At 40.0% G+C, this 15112-nt stretch carries 16 protein-coding genes and 1 other annotated feature (1 of these 17 only partly in view); all 16 genes read left to right on the top strand.

All coding sequences use genetic code 11. The annotated features are described in order from the left end of the window. Positions 1-188: a binding site (T-box leader), on the top strand; it begins 76 nt to the left of the window's first position. Positions 189-248: 60 nt separating this feature from the next. The 16 genes from metG to TSYNT_RS03990 all read left to right on the top strand — a co-directional run bounded on the left by metG (position 249) and on the right by TSYNT_RS03990 (position 15092). Next, positions 249-2192: a methionine--tRNA ligase gene (metG, locus tag TSYNT_RS04065; protein ID WP_059031981.1), complete on the top strand. Its 1944-nt coding sequence runs from the start codon at positions 249-251 to the stop codon at positions 2190-2192. A 363-nt stretch (positions 2193-2555) separates the two neighbouring features. After that, positions 2556-4319 (top strand): indolepyruvate ferredoxin oxidoreductase subunit alpha, encoded by a 1764-nt coding sequence (iorA, locus tag TSYNT_RS04060; protein WP_059031979.1) that lies wholly within the window; start codon positions 2556-2558, stop codon positions 4317-4319. Then, a complete protein-coding gene (locus TSYNT_RS04055; RefSeq protein WP_059031977.1) occupies positions 4319-4891 on the top strand; it encodes an indolepyruvate oxidoreductase subunit beta in 573 nt (190 codons plus the stop codon). Before iorA ends, TSYNT_RS04055 begins: the two co-directional genes overlap by 1 nt. Before the next feature lie 13 nt (positions 4892-4904). Beyond that, complete coding sequence (locus tag TSYNT_RS04050; RefSeq protein ID WP_059031975.1) at positions 4905-5663, top strand: TatD family hydrolase; 759 nt, start codon at positions 4905-4907, stop codon at positions 5661-5663. Positions 5664-5779: 116 nt separating this feature from the next. Further along, entirely contained in the window at positions 5780-6376 is a 597-nt protein-coding gene (locus tag TSYNT_RS04045; protein ID WP_059031973.1) for a TatD family nuclease-associated radical SAM protein, read from the top strand. A 66-nt stretch (positions 6377-6442) separates the two neighbouring features. Next, complete coding sequence (gene rsmA / locus TSYNT_RS04040; protein ID WP_059031971.1) at positions 6443-7285, top strand: 16S rRNA (adenine(1518)-N(6)/adenine(1519)-N(6))-dimethyltransferase RsmA; 843 nt, start codon at positions 6443-6445, stop codon at positions 7283-7285. A gap of 44 nt (positions 7286-7329) precedes the next feature. Next, positions 7330-7806, top strand: coding sequence for a ribonuclease H-like YkuK family protein (locus TSYNT_RS04035; RefSeq protein WP_059031969.1), 477 nt, complete (start codon positions 7330-7332; stop codon positions 7804-7806). A 109-nt stretch (positions 7807-7915) separates the two neighbouring features. After that, positions 7916-8191 (top strand): Veg family protein, encoded by a 276-nt coding sequence (locus tag TSYNT_RS04030; protein ID WP_059031967.1) that lies wholly within the window; start codon positions 7916-7918, stop codon positions 8189-8191. A gap of 106 nt (positions 8192-8297) precedes the next feature. Further along, entirely contained in the window at positions 8298-9284 is a 987-nt protein-coding gene (ispE, locus tag TSYNT_RS04025; protein ID WP_238142629.1) for a 4-(cytidine 5'-diphospho)-2-C-methyl-D-erythritol kinase, read from the top strand. 14 nt (positions 9285-9298) lie between these two features. Continuing rightward, positions 9299-9997: a GntR family transcriptional regulator gene (locus tag TSYNT_RS04020; protein WP_059031965.1), complete on the top strand. Its 699-nt coding sequence runs from the start codon at positions 9299-9301 to the stop codon at positions 9995-9997. Beyond that, the gene (locus TSYNT_RS04015; protein WP_059031963.1) at positions 9994-10755 is read left to right on the top strand and encodes a nucleotidyltransferase family protein; all 762 of its coding nucleotides are present in this window, start codon (positions 9994-9996) and stop codon (positions 10753-10755) included. Before TSYNT_RS04020 ends, TSYNT_RS04015 begins: the two co-directional genes overlap by 4 nt. Then, entirely contained in the window at positions 10742-11551 is an 810-nt protein-coding gene (purR, locus tag TSYNT_RS04010) for a pur operon repressor (RefSeq protein WP_059031961.1), read from the top strand. The genes TSYNT_RS04015 and purR overlap by 14 nt, the downstream gene beginning before the upstream one ends. 150 nt (positions 11552-11701) lie before the next feature. Beyond that, complete coding sequence (gene spoVG / locus TSYNT_RS04005) at positions 11702-11962, top strand: septation regulator SpoVG (RefSeq protein ID WP_059031959.1); 261 nt, start codon at positions 11702-11704, stop codon at positions 11960-11962. Positions 11963-11988: 26 nt separating this feature from the next. Beyond that, positions 11989-13392: a bifunctional UDP-N-acetylglucosamine diphosphorylase/glucosamine-1-phosphate N-acetyltransferase GlmU gene (gene glmU, locus TSYNT_RS04000; RefSeq protein ID WP_059031957.1), complete on the top strand. Its 1404-nt coding sequence runs from the start codon at positions 11989-11991 to the stop codon at positions 13390-13392. Continuing rightward, positions 13376-14317 carry a ribose-phosphate diphosphokinase gene (locus TSYNT_RS03995; protein WP_059031955.1) on the top strand — a complete coding sequence of 314 codons (942 nt, stop codon included), beginning with the start codon at positions 13376-13378 and terminating at the stop codon, positions 14315-14317. The genes glmU and TSYNT_RS03995 overlap by 17 nt, the downstream gene beginning before the upstream one ends. A 139-nt stretch (positions 14318-14456) precedes the next feature. Then, positions 14457-15092, top strand: a complete 636-nt coding sequence (locus tag TSYNT_RS03990; protein ID WP_059031953.1) for a 50S ribosomal protein L25/general stress protein Ctc — start codon at positions 14457-14459, stop codon at positions 15090-15092. The last annotated feature ends 20 nt before the right edge of the window (positions 15093-15112 follow it).

The raw sequence follows: 15112 nt of genomic DNA, 5'->3' as shown, positions 1-15112 counted from the left end.
AGACCTTGCTGAAGATGGCCCCGGAGTTTGGTCGTCGATATGTAGACGACTGCGGTGAAGGACCGTTATAATCCTTCAGGTATCGGAATAGTGGCTGAAAGCCTGTCCATTTACTTTATTCCCGTACTTGGCAAAGGCCTTTAACCAGGCGAATTTGGGTGGTACCGCGAGAATGCCTCGCCCCTTACTTTGGGGCGGGGCTTTAGTGTTATTTTCACAACGAATTTTGTTAGGAGGACAAAACAAATATGAATGAAAAAGTTTTTTATGTTACAACCCCAATCTATTATGTTAATGCCGAGCCTCACATAGGCCATGCTTACACAACTGTCATAGCTGATTTTTTAAATAGGTGGCACCGCCTTGCGGGGTATGATTCTTATTTTCTGACAGGAACTGATGAACACGGTGAAAAGATAGCTCAAGCGGCAAAAGCGGCGGGAGAGGAGCCCCAAGTTTTTGTAGATAGAGTGAGCAATCGTTTTAAAGAGGCTTGGAAAAAGCTGTGCATCGAGTATGATGATTTTATAAGGACCACTGAGCCCAGACACAAAAAGGCAGTCCAATACATTCTCCAGAAAGTATATGATTCGGGAGACATTTACTACGGAGAATACGAAGGACTTTATTGTGTAGGCTGTGAGCGCTTTCTCACCGAAAAAGAACTGGTTGACGGGCTATGTCCCGATCATGGCATGGCTCCTGAAAAACGCCGTGAAGGTAATTACTTTTTTAAAATGGAAAAGTATCGTCCGTGGCTCAGAGACTACATAAAGTCCCATCCGGATTTTATACGTCCTGAGGGTTACCGCAATGAAATTCTTTCGATTCTTTCAGAACCTATAGGAGATTTGTCCATTTCAAGGCCCAGTAAACGCGTATCCTGGGGAATACCAATGCCATGGGACGACAGCCATGTAACATATGTGTGGTTTGATGCCCTCATAAACTATGTTTCAGCTTTAGGTTACCCTGACGGAGAAAAATACAAGCGCTACTGGGAACATGCCTCACATCTTGTGGGGAAAGACATTATTAAACCCCATGCCATATTTTGGCCTACTATGCTTCAAGCAGCAGGTATTCCTATTTACAAAAATCTGAACGTAGGCGGTTTTCTCATGGGACCTGACGGCAGGAAAATGTCCAAAACTTTGGGTAATGTGGTAGACCCCTTTGAACTTGCCGACAAGTATGGAGCAGACGTTGTAAGGTATTATCTTTTAAGTGATATACCCTATGGGCAGGATGCCCCGGTAGGGGAAGCAAACCTTATTTCAAGGTATAATACTGATCTTGCCAATGACTTAGGCAATTTACTGTCTCGGACCGTTACCATGGTTGAAAAGTTTTGCGGCAGAACAATTCCTGCTCCGGGACCTAGAGAAAGTCTTGACGAAGAATTGATAAACATGGCAGAAAACTTGCCTGAAACAGAAGAAAATCTTGTAAACAGCATGCAGCTTAATGCAGCTATTAAAGAAATCTGGAAACTTGTAGGAAGAGCAAATAAATATATAGATGAAACTTCACCATGGAGCCTTGCAAAGGATCCTACAAAAAAAGAAAGACTTGATACAGTGCTTTACAATCTGTTAGAAATTTTAAGGATAACGGCTGTGCATATATCGCCAATTATGCCCAATATTTCTAAAAAGATTCTTGACCAACTGGGAATAACAGATGAAACTCTTTCTACATGGGAAAGTGTGAAAAAATGGGGAGGACTTCCTTCCGGTCTAAAAGTTTCGCGAAAGGAAATCATATTCCCGAGAATTGAAAATAATAAGGGGAAAGGCGAAGCACCAAAGGAAGACCAAAAGATGGCACAAGAAATATCACGGAAAGTAGAAAAGGAAGAAGGCGCCAATGTTATCTCTATTGAAGATTTTGCTAAAATAGATCTTCGAATTGCAGAAGTTTTAGAGGCTGAAAAAGTAGAAGGCGCCGACAAACTATTAAAGCTGCAAATTAAAATAGGAAATGAAAAGCGCCAAATAGTGGCGGGCATTGCCCAACATTATACTCCGGAAGAATTGATAGGCAAGAAGATAGTAGTTGTTGCAAATTTAAAGCCTGCAAAACTCCGCGGCATAGAATCCTGCGGCATGCTTCTTGCTGCGTCTGACAGCAAAGGCCTTACGCTTGTTACTGTAGACAGAGACATAGATTCAGGGGCAAAAGTAAAATAATGTTCGGCAATATATAAAAACTTAGAGCCCGTCTGAGTTTATCCACAATTTTATGCACTTATCCACAGATTCTGTGGATAACTTGTGGAAATTGGTCTAATAACTTGTGGAAAACTCTTTTACAAGCACGAAAATCCTAAATTTATCTTGTTTTAGAGGGTAGGGACTATCCAAATTAACGCTTGTGAAGACGGTAGGTTTCAAGTTCAATGAAGCAGGAAATTCTGGCGGTAACGCTGGAAGCCTGCTGTTTCGTTGACGAGATGTTCACAAAGAGCGCAAATTGCGATATACTTAAAATTATTAAGCAGTATTTACTTTATCGGTATAGGCAATTTTGGTCTAAAGGAAGGAGAGGTAATATTGAAAGAGATAATGACAGGCAACGAAGCTATTGCCCGCGGAGCCTATGAAGCAGGATGCCGTGTAGCAGCAGCTTACCCCGGCACTCCCAGCACTGAAATACTAGAAAATATAGCTAATTACAAAGAAATATATTCTCAATGGTCTGTAAATGAAAAGGTAGCAGTGGAAGTCGCCGGCGGAGCGGCTATTTCAGGTTCAAGAGCTTTAGCAGCCATGAAACACGTGGGTTTAAATGTTGCCTCAGATCCGCTTTTTACTCTGTCTTATACAGGAGTAAACGGAGGTTTGGTAATTGTTACTGCAGATGATCCGGGACTTCACAGTTCCCAGAACGAGCAAGACAACCGCTACTATGCCTTACATGCGAAAGTGCCAATGCTGGAGCCTTCAGACAGTCAGGAATGCCTGGACTATACCAAACTTGCATTTGAGTTAAGTGAAGAATACGACACACCTGTCCTGCTAAGGACAACTACAAGGGTGTGCCACAGCAAATCCCTCGTTACACCTGGAGTTCGTAATGATCCGGGAGTTAAAGAATATAAAAAAGATGCAAAGAAAAACTGCATGATTCCGGCTTTTGGCAAACTAAAGCATTATGTGGTTGAAGAAAGACTTGCAAAACTTCGTGAGTACAGCGACAGATCTCCCTTAAATCGAATAGAATGGGGAAATCGCAAGATAGGCATTATCACAAGCGGCATTTCCTATCAGCATGCCCGGGAAGTTATGGGTGATGACGCCTCCTATTTAAAGATTGGCTTTAGTTATCCCCTTCCCGCAAAGCTCATCAAGGAATTTGCAGATGGTGTAGATACTCTCTATGTTATTGAGGAAAACGATCCATACCTTGAAACATTTGTTAAGTCTTTAGGCATTAAATGTATAGGTAAAGAAGTTTTTCCAATATGTGATGAGCTTAATCCGGAAATCATTGAAAAAGCACTAAAACCCGAAAAAACCAGAAGCACATACACTTTGGACGTATCAATACCTGCACGGCCGCCGGTGCTTTGTGCCGGATGTCCTCACAGAGGAATATTTTATGCTCTAAAAAAATTCAAGGATATAGTTGTAACAAGCGACATAGGCTGCTACAGCTTATGTGCTATGCCTCCCCTTGATTCGGCCCATACCATGATCTGCATGGGAGCCGGTTTTTCTGCCGGAATAGGGTTTGACAAAGCTTTTAAACAGGCGGGAAAAAATACGAAAGTTTTTGGATGCCTTGGGGATTCCACCTTTTTCCATTCAGGGATTACAGGCCTTGTAGATGCTGTTTACAACAAAAGCAATATTGCCATGATAGTACTTGACAATAGAACTACGGCTATGACCGGACACCAGCCGAATCCCGGTACAGGCGTGACTTTAAGCGGTGAAAAAGTTCCTCCCGTGGATGTGGTGCAGATTGCAAAAGCCGTGGGAGTTAAGGATGAAAATATAAAGGTCATAGATCCTTACAATCTTGCCGAAACTCAAGAAGTGCTTCAAAAAGCCTATGATGCTAATGAACCCTTCGTAATTGTTTCAAAGAGGCCCTGCGCTCTGCTGAAGGAAGTTCAAAGGGAAAGAGCGAACTTAAAATGTAAGGTAGTTCCGGAAAAATGCACAAAATGCAAGATGTGTCTGAGGATAGGATGTCCTGCTATATCTTTTAAAAACGGAATAATATCTATAGATCAGAGTTCCTGCAACGGATGCACCCTTTGCAAACAGGTATGCAGGTTTGATGCCATTGAAAGGGTGGGTGAAGAATAATGACAAAAAGTTTTCTACTGGCCGGTGTAGGCGGACAAGGCACTATACTTACTTCCAAGATACTTACCGAAGGATTAACACAACTGGGATTTGATATAAAAATGTCAGAAATCCATGGAATGGCTCAGCGCGGCGGAACCGTCACCACCCACATAAAATTTGGTGAAAAGGTTTATTCGCCCATTATCACTTCAGGAGAAGCTGATGTACTGCTTGCCTTTGAAAAACTGGAAGCAGCAAGACATTTAAGCTACTTAAAACCCGGCGGAACTTTAATAGTCAACGATTATGAAATCTATCCCATGTCGGTTTTAACAGGGCAGGTAGAGTATCCTGAAAATATCTTGGATATTCTCAAATCAACGGTTCCGAATACTGTTGTCGTAAATGCATATGATATTGCAAAAGACGCAGGCAGCGTAAGAGCGCAAAATATTGTTTTGCTTGGAGCAGCAGTAAAAATACTGGGTATAACAGATTTAGATTGGGAGCAAATAATAAAGAGCTACCTTCCTGAAAAATTTCATGAAATGAATATCAAGGCATTTAATACAGGAATGCGGGAAGCATAAAAGGGGCTGAAAAATGTTTGTAGATGTACATGCCCATTTAGATGATGAGGCTTTTGATACTGATAGACAGGAAATGATTAAAAAAATAGAAAAAGCCGGCATTATTGTCGTAAATGCCGGCTCTGATATGGCATCTAGCCGATTTTCCGTAAAGCTTGCGGAAGAATTTGATTTTATATATGCCTGTGTTGGCATTCACCCCCACGAGGCCAAAAAAGTCGAAAAAGATTATCTTACAGAGCTGGAGGAACTTGCAAAATCTCCTAAAGTAATCGCCATAGGCGAGATAGGTCTTGATTATTACTATGGCAGCAGTGAAAAGGACGCACAGCAGAAGGTTTTCAGGGAACAGATAGAGCTTGCAAAGAGTCTGAACCTTCCGGTAGTAGTACATGATCGAGATGCCCACAAGGATACGGCTGATATATTAAAAAATATAAAGCCTGAGCGCGGTCTGATGCACTGTTACTCCGGCAGTCTTGAAATGGCTCAAGAGTTTATCGAAATGAATTTTTATTTTTCTTTCGGCGGAGTGATAACCTTTAAAAATGCAAAAAGGCCAAAAGAGGTTGCGGCAAAACTACCATCTGACAGGATTTTACTTGAAACTGACTGCCCTTATATGTCCCCTGAACCTTATCGCGGAAAACGCAACGATCCTACGCGCATCCCCATCATCGCCGCCCAAATGGCTGCTCTTAGAGGAGTAATGTTGGAAGAGATAGAAAGGATTACTTATTCTAATTTCAATAGATTATTTATTACACGTTAATTTTTTTTGAATTCGGCTAAAGCTACTGTTTATTGTTATTTTACAAGGATTGTGTTAAAATAAGGTTTGTTATAATATTACTTTTTGTAAGGCTTAATGTTACTGGATGGTGTAAAATGATAACATATGAATTAGGAAATGCATTATATTTGAATATTACTAACAGATGCACGAATAACTGCAAGTTCTGTATAAGGCAGTATAGTCCGGGAGTAGGGGACTACAACCTGATACTGGACAAAGAGCCCACGACTAAGGAAATTATCGAAGCCATAGGAGACCCCACAGGATATAAGGAAGTGGTGTTTTGCGGATACGGAGAACCTCTCTTACGGCTGCAGGTAGTGGTGGATGTAGCAAAATACATTAAAAAGACTTATCCCGCTACCCCTGTAAGAATTAACACAAACGGCCAGGCAAATTTAATTTATAAAGAAGATGTAACTCCATATTTTAAAGGAATTATCGATGCTGTTTCAGTTAGTTTGAATGCGGAAAATGCAGAAAAATATAACGAAATATGCCGGCCTGAATACGGAGAGGATGCCTTTTATTCAGTGCTTGAATTTATCCGAAAGTGCAAGAGCCATGTTCCATATGTTATAGCTACGGTAGTAGATATACCTGAAATAGATATTGATAAATGCCGCAAACTTGCCGAAGAATTAGGTGTTGAATTTAAAATAAGGCGCTTTGAGAAAAAGATAGGTTGACCTATCTTTTTTGCTAGCCGTGTAAAAGTTTTCTAGGAGGAAATAAGCATAGATACAAAAAATATAATGAAAAAATATAATATAAGAGCCGACAAACGGCTGGGGCAGCATTTTTTAAAAGACGAAGAGCCGCTTTTCTCTATGCTCAAAGCAGCCCAACTTACGCCTGAGGATAATGTTTTAGAAATAGGACCGGGTTTGGGCGTGCTGACACTTGAACTTTGCCGCATTGTAAAAAAGGTTGTAGCCGTTGAAAAAGACAGGCGTTTTGTGCCTATATTAAATGACCTGACGCAAGATTTCAAAAATGTTTGTATATTAGAGGAAGATGTGCTAAAATTGGATTGGAAAAAAATAAGAGAAAGCATTTTTGAAGGCGATTTTAAAGTAGTAGCAAATCTTCCCTACTATATTACGGCACCCATAATTATGAAGATTGTAGAAAACCGACAGTTTATACCTCTTGCAGTAATAATGGTTCAAAAAGAAGTTGCTCATCGCCTGGCGGCATCTTGCGGCAGTAAGGACTATGGTATTCTTTCGATTGCGGTCAATGTATATGCCGATGTGGACATAATATGTGAAATAGGCCGCGGCTCGTTTGTACCGCCGCCGAAAGTAGACTCAGCCATAGTAAGGATAACCCTTAACAAAAAACCTCGCATATCTACTGATGAAGAGTTTTTCTTTAAAGTGGTTGAAGCAGCTTTTGGAGAAAGACGAAAAACCATAAGAAATTCTCTAAAAAGCAGGCTAAACCTTCTAGAATTAGACCAGAGTCACATAGACAAGGCTCTTGACACAGCCGGTATTAATCCTATGCGCCGGGGAGAGACTCTCTCCATTGAGGAGTTTGACAAATTAGCTGGAGCCCTTAAAAGAGCCCTTAATATGTCAAAAAATAATTAAATACTTTTACTATTTTTTGCGATTATGAGGATGTGACGATAGCTATGAATTTTATTAATCCTACAAAAGGCAAAATGTCTATAAGCAGGATGGTCCAAGATATTGTGGCTTTTATGGAAGAAGATCCCTCTGCAGAGTATAAGCTGATAGTAGGTACTGACTCGCAGTCCGGGGAAAATACTTGTTTTGTTACCGCCGTTATAATCCACCGCGTCGGAAGAGGCGCGCGCTACTATTACTACAGAAAGTATATCCCCCACGTAAGAAATTTGCGCCATAAAATATTTACAGAAACTTCGATGTCTCTTGATACGGTAACCCGATTAAAAGAAGAAATGATAAAAACCCGGTACAAAGACATGGATATGGAAATTCATGTTGATATAGGACAAAACGGTGATACGAAAGAGCTTATCCGGGAAGTAGTAGGATGGGTAATGGGTATGGGAAACGGCTACAAAGTTAAAATAAAACCGGATGCTTGCGGTGCCAGCAAAGTTGCGGACAGATACACAAAATAAATTTGGTATTGACAAACAAAGCCTGCTCTGGTAAAATATTTACTTATTTGACTTTTGCCTGTATAAATGTTATAATACATTCAGTATTGTGTTATAGCGAGGTGAGGCTATGGCTTCGGCAGATACATTGAGAAAAATCCGCAAGGATATAGAATCTCATGTAGGCGAAAGAGTAAGACTCCGGGCCAACCGTGGCCGTAAAAAGACCTTTGAAAAAGAAGGCGTACTCGAGCAGGTTTACCCAAATATATTCATAGTGAAAGTTATTGAGTCGCCCGAATTTGTAAGAAGGATTTCTTACAGTTATTCGGATATTTTGACCGATACAGTGGAGCTTACTATTTTAGACGATGAGGAACCTAACTTAAAATGCAACTCTCTTTAATCCCAGGCATGGGATTATTTTTTTATCAATTCATAGCTTATCACATACATTTATCCACAAATACTGTGGATTGTATGTGGATAACCTGTTAACAATGTGGATAAACTTGAAAATTTTAGTGTTTCAAGCAAGTTTTATTTATGTTATTATAATTATATCATCTTACTTTGGCAGGGTTTTAGGATTTTGTGCAAAATATATCATAGTTGTGATGCTCTTTATCGGAGGTAGAAAAGTTTTGGGTAAGTTGGATGTAGACGCAAAAGGCAAGATTAATCTTACGCTGGACGTGCTTTTCAAACGACCTGACGGTTATCATGAAGTTGAGATGATTATGCATACTATTTCATTAAAGGATACTGTTTCGTTAGAATTAATTTCTACTCCCGGAATAAAGCTAATTACAGATTATCCTAAGATTTTACAAAACGAAGATAATCTGGCATATAAGGCTGCAAAGCTTATGATGGAAAAATACAGTCTTGATGCAGGAATCCTAATTAAAATACACAAAAGCATTCCTATAGCGGCAGGCCTTGCGGGAGGCAGCACTGATGCGGCAGCGGTTATTTTGGGAATGAACGAGCTTTTTGATTTAAAAAGGCCAAAGGAAGAACTTGCACTACTTGGCAAAGAAATAGGGGCAGATGTTCCTTTTTGTGTAATGGGTAAAGCAGCTGTTGCAAGAGGAATAGGGGAAAAGCTTACAATGATAAAACCGCTTTCTGATGTGGATATACTCATTGTAAAACCGAAGTGCGGAGTTTCTACAAGAGAAGTATACAATCGACTGAATATAAAAAACATAAAAAGTCATCCGAATACCGATGCAATGTTAGAACATATTGAAAAGAGAAAAATTGACAAGGTGGCCTCAGGGCTTTGCAATGTGCTGGAAGAAGTTACTTTAAAGCTTCATCCTGTCCTTTGCGATATAAAAGAGTCTATGCTTCAAAACGGAGCGCTGGGAAGTCTGATGTCAGGCAGTGGCCCTAGTGTTTTTGGGATTTTCGAAAGTGCAAAAGATGCAGAAAAAGCAGCTGAAAAATTTTTAAGAAAAGGCAACGAGGTTTTTGTAGCTAAAATGGAATAAAGGAGGGAAGGAAATTGAGCGAGAGATTTCCTACAATAAAATTAGACAATTACAAGCCCTTGAGAGATTTGGTTTTTGAGGCTATGAGAGAAGCAATTTTAAGCGGCAGGTTAAAACCCGGCGAAAGACTGATGGAAGTTCAATTAGCTGAGGAGATGGGGGTATCAAGAACTCCGGTTCGAGAAGCTATACGTAAATTAGAGCTTGAAGGACTTGTGGTTATGGTTCCTCGCAAAGGAGCCTATGTATCGGGGTTTACCTTAAAAGATGCTGCAGAAGTCTTTGAAATACGCAGCAGTTTGGAAGGACTTGCGGCAGCCCTTGCAGCTGAACGCATTACAGATGATGAAATTGCGCTTTTAGACGAAGTTTTGAAGGAAATTTCTGAGGCTGTTGCAAAGGGCGATATTAATGAGCTGGTCAAAAAAGACGGTGAATTTCATCAGATTTTGTTTAGTGCTTCAAGAAATGACAGATTGACTCAGATGATAAACAATTTAAAGGAACAGATAGATAGATTCAGAGTTCAGTCTTTTACAAATCCCACTAGATTACAAAGCGTCTTGACAGAACACAAAAAAATCCTGGATGCGATAAAGCGTGGTAACGCTGAGGATGCGGAAAAACTTGCAAAAGAACACATTTATAAAGTAGAATACAATGTGATGGACATACTCAGAAAGCAGATGGACTTCGAGGAGGAACCATTATGAAAGCCCTTATTTTAGCAGGTTCACAGGAAGATAGTCCTTTAACTAAGTTTTGCCAAAACAAAGCGCTTCTTAAAATTTGCGGCAAAGAAATGATAAAATACATCATCGATGCGATGAGAGAATTGGACTTTATTGATACTATAGCAGTTGTTGGTCCTAAAGATGAACTAGTATCTCTTGAGGGTTTTGCAGACATCATTATAGACAGCGGCTCGTCTATGACTGAAAATGTCCTAAAAGGAGCCGAAGTTTTCCCTGATAGTGAATTAATTCTAATAGCGACATCAGATATTCCGATGATAACTTCAGAGGCAATACGGGATTTTGTAGAAAAAGCGCAAAAAGTAGATGCTGATTTTTATTATCCCATAGTTAGAAAAGAAATAAATGAGAAAAAGTACCCCGGTGTAAAGCGCACCTACGTCAAAATAAAAGATGGCACTTTTACCGGGGGTAATATTGTTTTAGTTAAGGTAGATACAGTAAAAAGATGCATTAAGCAGGCTGAAGAATTCATGATATATAGGAAAAAACCTTTAAAGCTTGCACAAATCTTAGGCCCTGTTATAATAATCAAATTTTTAATGGGCACAATAACTATAAGTGAATTGGAAAAACGAGTGGGAAAGTTATTTGGTATAAAGGCTAAGGGCATCATCAGCGATTATCCGGAGATAGGGACAGATGTAGATAAAGAAAGCGATGTTGAGATTGCCGAAAAAGTGCTGTGCGGAGGGATTGCAAATGAGGCGCAGTGATAGAATTGCTATAATCTCCAAAATGCTTACAGAAAACCCCAATAAGGTTATTTCTCTTAATTATTTTTCCCAGCTTCTCGATGCGGCAAAGTCTTCCATCAGCGAAGACTTAGACATAATTAAGGATACCTTTGCTGTGATGGGCGAAGGTGAAATTGCTACAATTTCCGGAGCATCAGGTGGGGTCAGATACCGCCCTAAAAAGACAAAGGATGCAATTATAAAGTTTTTGCATGAACTTTGCAAGACTCTGCAGGATGAGAAACGAATAATTCCCGGCGGCTATCTTTATATGACAGATGTAATATTTTCTCCTGAATATTCCCGCATAATCGGCGAAATTTTTTCACAGCTTTTCATTGAGTATAATCCTACACATGTCCTAACAGTTGAAACTAAAGGCATACCTATTGCATTGATGACCGCTCGAGCGCTGAATGTGCCAATGGTATCAGCTAGGAGAGACAGCCGTGTGACCGAAGGGCCGTCTGTCAGCATCAGCTACGTATCGGGTTCAAGCCAAAGGATACACAATATGTCCCTTGCAAAGCGAGCGCTGCCTGAAAGCGCAAAGGTTTTAATTGTGGATGATTTTATGAAGGGCGGAGGAACCGCGCGAGGCATGATGGAACTTGCGGCTGAGTTTAAAGCTGAAGTTATAGGCACTGCCATGGTAATCACAACAGCTGTGCCTGATAAAAAACTGATAAATGATTTTGTATCGCTCTTGATTCTCGAGGGTATCGACATAAACGAGAACAAGGTTTACATAAAAGTGAACGATAAATTATTATAAATCTTTTTTATTTTAATTATTATTTTTCATACAGAAGGATTTTTAACTTTTGTATAGAAATTTTATCACAAAGGTATTAAAATAAGTTAGTATGTATTTGTTTTTTAATTAAAGTTCGACAACACTAAAACTTCCCAGGAGGTATCGCCAATGAATATTACTGATGTGCGTATACGTAAAGTACCAGAAGGAGGAAAGATGAAAGCTGTTGCATCAATTACTTTCGACAATGAATTTGCGGTTCATGATATCCGAATCATAGAAGGCGAAAACGGACTATTCATAGCTATGCCAAGTCGACGGACTCCTGATGGAAAATTCAAGGACATTGCCCATCCTATTAATTCTGAAGCCAGAGCAAAAATTCAAGAAACAATTCTAAAACACTATTACGAAAGTGCTTCTGAGTAGATTGCAAATTTTGAGGAGGTTATATTATGAAAGAATTTACAGCCGTCATTCTTGCTGCCGGTGAGGGCGTCCGCATGAAATCGAACATACCAAAAGTTATGCATAAGGTTTGCGGTAAGCCTATGCTGACCCATGTTATCAACGCAGCTAAAGGAGCAGGAGCAAACAAGGTAATTATTGTGGTCGGCAAAGATGCAGATAAGATAAAAGAAGCATACATAAATGAAGATGTTGAATTTGTTATTCAAGAAAAGCAAATGGGCACTGGCCATGCGCTGATGCAGGCTGAAAATGCTGTAAAAAATAGCTCTCATATTGTCGTGCTATGTGGGGATATGCCTCTAGTGACTGCAGAAAGCATAAAAGGCATGGTAGATTTTCACGAAAAAGAAATGGCCGATGCTACTGTTATGACGGCTAAAGTTTCAGACCCTACAGGTTATGGCAGAATTATACGGGAAGGTAAAAAAGTTTTGGATATTCGCGAACATAAAGACGCAACACCTGAAGAACTTAAAATAAACGAAGTAAATGCCGCCTTTTACTGCTTTAACACAGTAGATATTTTTGCTTCTCTTGCAAAAATACAAAACGACAATTCTCAGAAAGAATATTATTTAACAGATGCCATAAAAATTTTAAATCAGGAAGACAAAAAAGTTGTTGCATTTGAGCTTTCAGACCCGGAGGAACTTAATGGAATAAACGACCGCAAGCAGCTTGCAAAAGTCCAAAGCATCATGCAAAAAAGAATTATCGATAAGCTTATGGAAGATGGAGTAACCTTTATTAATCCTGATACATGTATGGTAGACTGTGATGTCAAAATAGGCAAAGATACTACAATATATCCCGGCGCAATGCTGGAAGGAAGCACTACTATAGGGGAAAATTGCTCTATTATAGGTCCTTGTAGAATAATAGATACAACCATAGGCAATGACTGTGAGATAGTTATGACGCAAATTAACAAATGCGTTATCGAAGATGGCGTAAAAATTGGCCCTTACACGAACTTAAGACCAGATTGCAGACTTTCACAAAAGGTTAAAGTGGGAGACTTTGTAGAGCTAAAGAACGCAAAAGTTGGCGAAGGAACTAAGATACCCCACCTGTCATATGTAGGAGATGCGGTACTAGGCAAGCACATAAATATTGGGTGCGGGACGGTATTCGTAAATTATGATGGATACAAAAAACACCAAACAGTAGTGGAAGATAATGTGTTCATAGGTTGCAATTCAAACCTTATAGCCCCGGTTACTCTAAAAGCAGGCTCTTTTATAGCTGCCGGTTCTACCATTACAGACGACGTGCCTGAAAATGCTTTGGGGATAGCTAGAGCAAGACAGGTAAATAAAACCGGTTGGGTGATAAAACGAAAACAAAAATTTGAGGGAGGAATTAGTGGCAATGGAAACCAGGCTTGAGGTTTTTACCGGCAATGCTAATCCGGGCCTTGCAGGAGAAATTGTAAAATACCTGGGTATACCTATAGGAGATTCTTGGGTGGGAACTTTCAGCGACGGAGAAATTCAGGTAAGGATAAAGGAGAGCGTGCGCGGCGCAGATGTATTTGTAGTCCAGCCGCTTTCATACCCTGTAAATGACAGCATAATGGAAATGCTCATAATGATAGATGCTCTCATGAGGGCATCTGCAGGCAGAATAACTGCCGTAATTCCATATTACGGTTATGCGCGCCAGGATCGCAAAGCCCGCTCCAGGGACCCTATTACAGCTAAACTGGTTGCTGATTTAATTACAGCGGCCGGAGCAAACAGAGTGCTTACGATGGATTTACATGCAGGACAAATCCAGGGATTTTTTGATTTCCCGGTAGATCATTTAAAAGCTATGCCGATATTAGCGGATTATTTTAAAAGCAAAGATTTGTCAGATGTGGTAGTTGTATCGCCTGACGTGGGCGGAGTGACCCGTGCCAGGGAGCTGGCAGATCGCTTGGTTACCCCTCTTGCCATAATTGATAAACGTCGGCCGGAACCTAATGTGGCCGAAGTTATGAACATTATAGGAAAAGTTGCAGGGAAAACCGTAATTATAGTGGATGATATGATTGATACAGCAGGAACATTAACATTAGGAGCCCAAGCCCTAATTGATAGAGGAGCCAAGGCTGTATATGCCTGCTGTACCCATCCTGTGCTTTCCGGCCCTGCCATAGAAAGGCTTAAGGCAGCTCCGATTACCGAAATTGTTGTTACAAATACAATACCACTGCGCGACAGCCAAAAATTAGATAAAATAAAGGTGCTTTCAGTTGCTCCGGTTTTTGCTGAGGCAATACTTAGAATCCATGAAAATAAGCCTTTAAGCACCCTGTTCGATGATTAAACAGGAACTTGCCTTAGATGCAAATGGTTAGTATAATATATAAGATGCTGTAAGGATAAAAGCTTAATGCTTTTTACTTTAAAAACTCAAAACAGATAGATAACGATAAAATAGAAGAAGGCGTGGAGGGATTACTATTATGGAACGTCCAGTTTTAACAGCGACAGTTCGCGAAGCCAAAAAAAGTGAAAATAATAAATTAAAAAGAGAAGGCAAAGTTCCGGCAGTTGTTTACGGCAAAGGATATGGCCCAGTAAATATCAGCGTGGATGAAAAAGAGCTTTTTAAGATTCTAAAAGAAAAAGGAGAAAGCTCCCTTATAAATCTTGAGCTAAATGGCGAAAGATTTCCTGTGCTAATAAAAGAAGTGCAGAGACATGTATTGAAAGATACCTTTGAGCATGTAGATTTCTTTAAGGTATCAATGGACGAACAAGTTGAATACAATCTTCCTGTTATCCTTAAAGGCACGGCAAAGGGATTAAAATTAGGCGGAGTCTTGCAGCATCAAAAACACGAAATTACAGTAAAATCACTGCCTGATGATATGATCGAAAGCCTTGAAGTTGATATTTCTGATCTTGATATTGGAGATACTTTGACAGTAGGAGATTTGAAAGTCGACAGCAAGATTACTATTTTAGACGATCCGGATGAAGTTATAGCTTCAGTGCTTGCGCCTAAGCTTGAAGAAGCTGCTGAGGCTGCTGAAACTACTGAAGAGGCCAAGGAACCGGAGCTTGTTAGAGAAAGTAAAGAAGAAGAGGAAGAATAAGGGCGCATTGCCCTTATTTT

The organism is Tepidanaerobacter syntrophicus (assembly GCF_001485475.2).
Taxonomy (GTDB): Bacteria; Bacillota; Thermosediminibacteria; order Thermosediminibacterales; family Tepidanaerobacteraceae; genus Tepidanaerobacter; species Tepidanaerobacter syntrophicus.
Note: the sequence above shows the minus strand (reverse complement) of the source record. Positions and strands in the feature narration are given on the sequence as shown.

Excerpts from the sequence above, each read along its gene's own strand:
- TSYNT_RS03995 (WP_059031955.1), top strand. The coding sequence starts at position 13,376 with ATGGAAACCAGGCTTGAGGTTTTTACCGGCAATGCTAATCCGGGCCTT.
- TSYNT_RS03990 (WP_059031953.1), top strand. The coding sequence starts at position 14,457 with ATGGAACGTCCAGTTTTAACAGCGACAGTTCGCGAAGCCAAAAAAAGT.
- TSYNT_RS04050 (WP_059031975.1), top strand. The coding sequence starts at position 4,905 with ATGTTTGTAGATGTACATGCCCATTTAGATGATGAGGCTTTTGATACT.
- TSYNT_RS04045 (WP_059031973.1), top strand. The coding sequence starts at position 5,780 with ATGATAACATATGAATTAGGAAATGCATTATATTTGAATATTACTAAC.
- TSYNT_RS04015 (WP_059031963.1), top strand. The coding sequence starts at position 9,994 with ATGAAAGCCCTTATTTTAGCAGGTTCACAGGAAGATAGTCCTTTAACT.
- metG (WP_059031981.1), top strand. The coding sequence starts at position 249 with ATGAATGAAAAAGTTTTTTATGTTACAACCCCAATCTATTATGTTAAT.
- TSYNT_RS04030 (WP_059031967.1), top strand. The coding sequence starts at position 7,916 with ATGGCTTCGGCAGATACATTGAGAAAAATCCGCAAGGATATAGAATCT.
- TSYNT_RS04055 (WP_059031977.1), top strand. The coding sequence starts at position 4,319 with ATGACAAAAAGTTTTCTACTGGCCGGTGTAGGCGGACAAGGCACTATA.
- spoVG (WP_059031959.1), top strand. The coding sequence starts at position 11,702 with ATGAATATTACTGATGTGCGTATACGTAAAGTACCAGAAGGAGGAAAG.
- glmU (WP_059031957.1), top strand. The coding sequence starts at position 11,989 with ATGAAAGAATTTACAGCCGTCATTCTTGCTGCCGGTGAGGGCGTCCGC.
- rsmA (WP_059031971.1), top strand. The coding sequence starts at position 6,443 with ATGAAAAAATATAATATAAGAGCCGACAAACGGCTGGGGCAGCATTTT.
- TSYNT_RS04035 (WP_059031969.1), top strand. The coding sequence starts at position 7,330 with ATGAATTTTATTAATCCTACAAAAGGCAAAATGTCTATAAGCAGGATG.
- purR (WP_059031961.1), top strand. The coding sequence starts at position 10,742 with ATGAGGCGCAGTGATAGAATTGCTATAATCTCCAAAATGCTTACAGAA.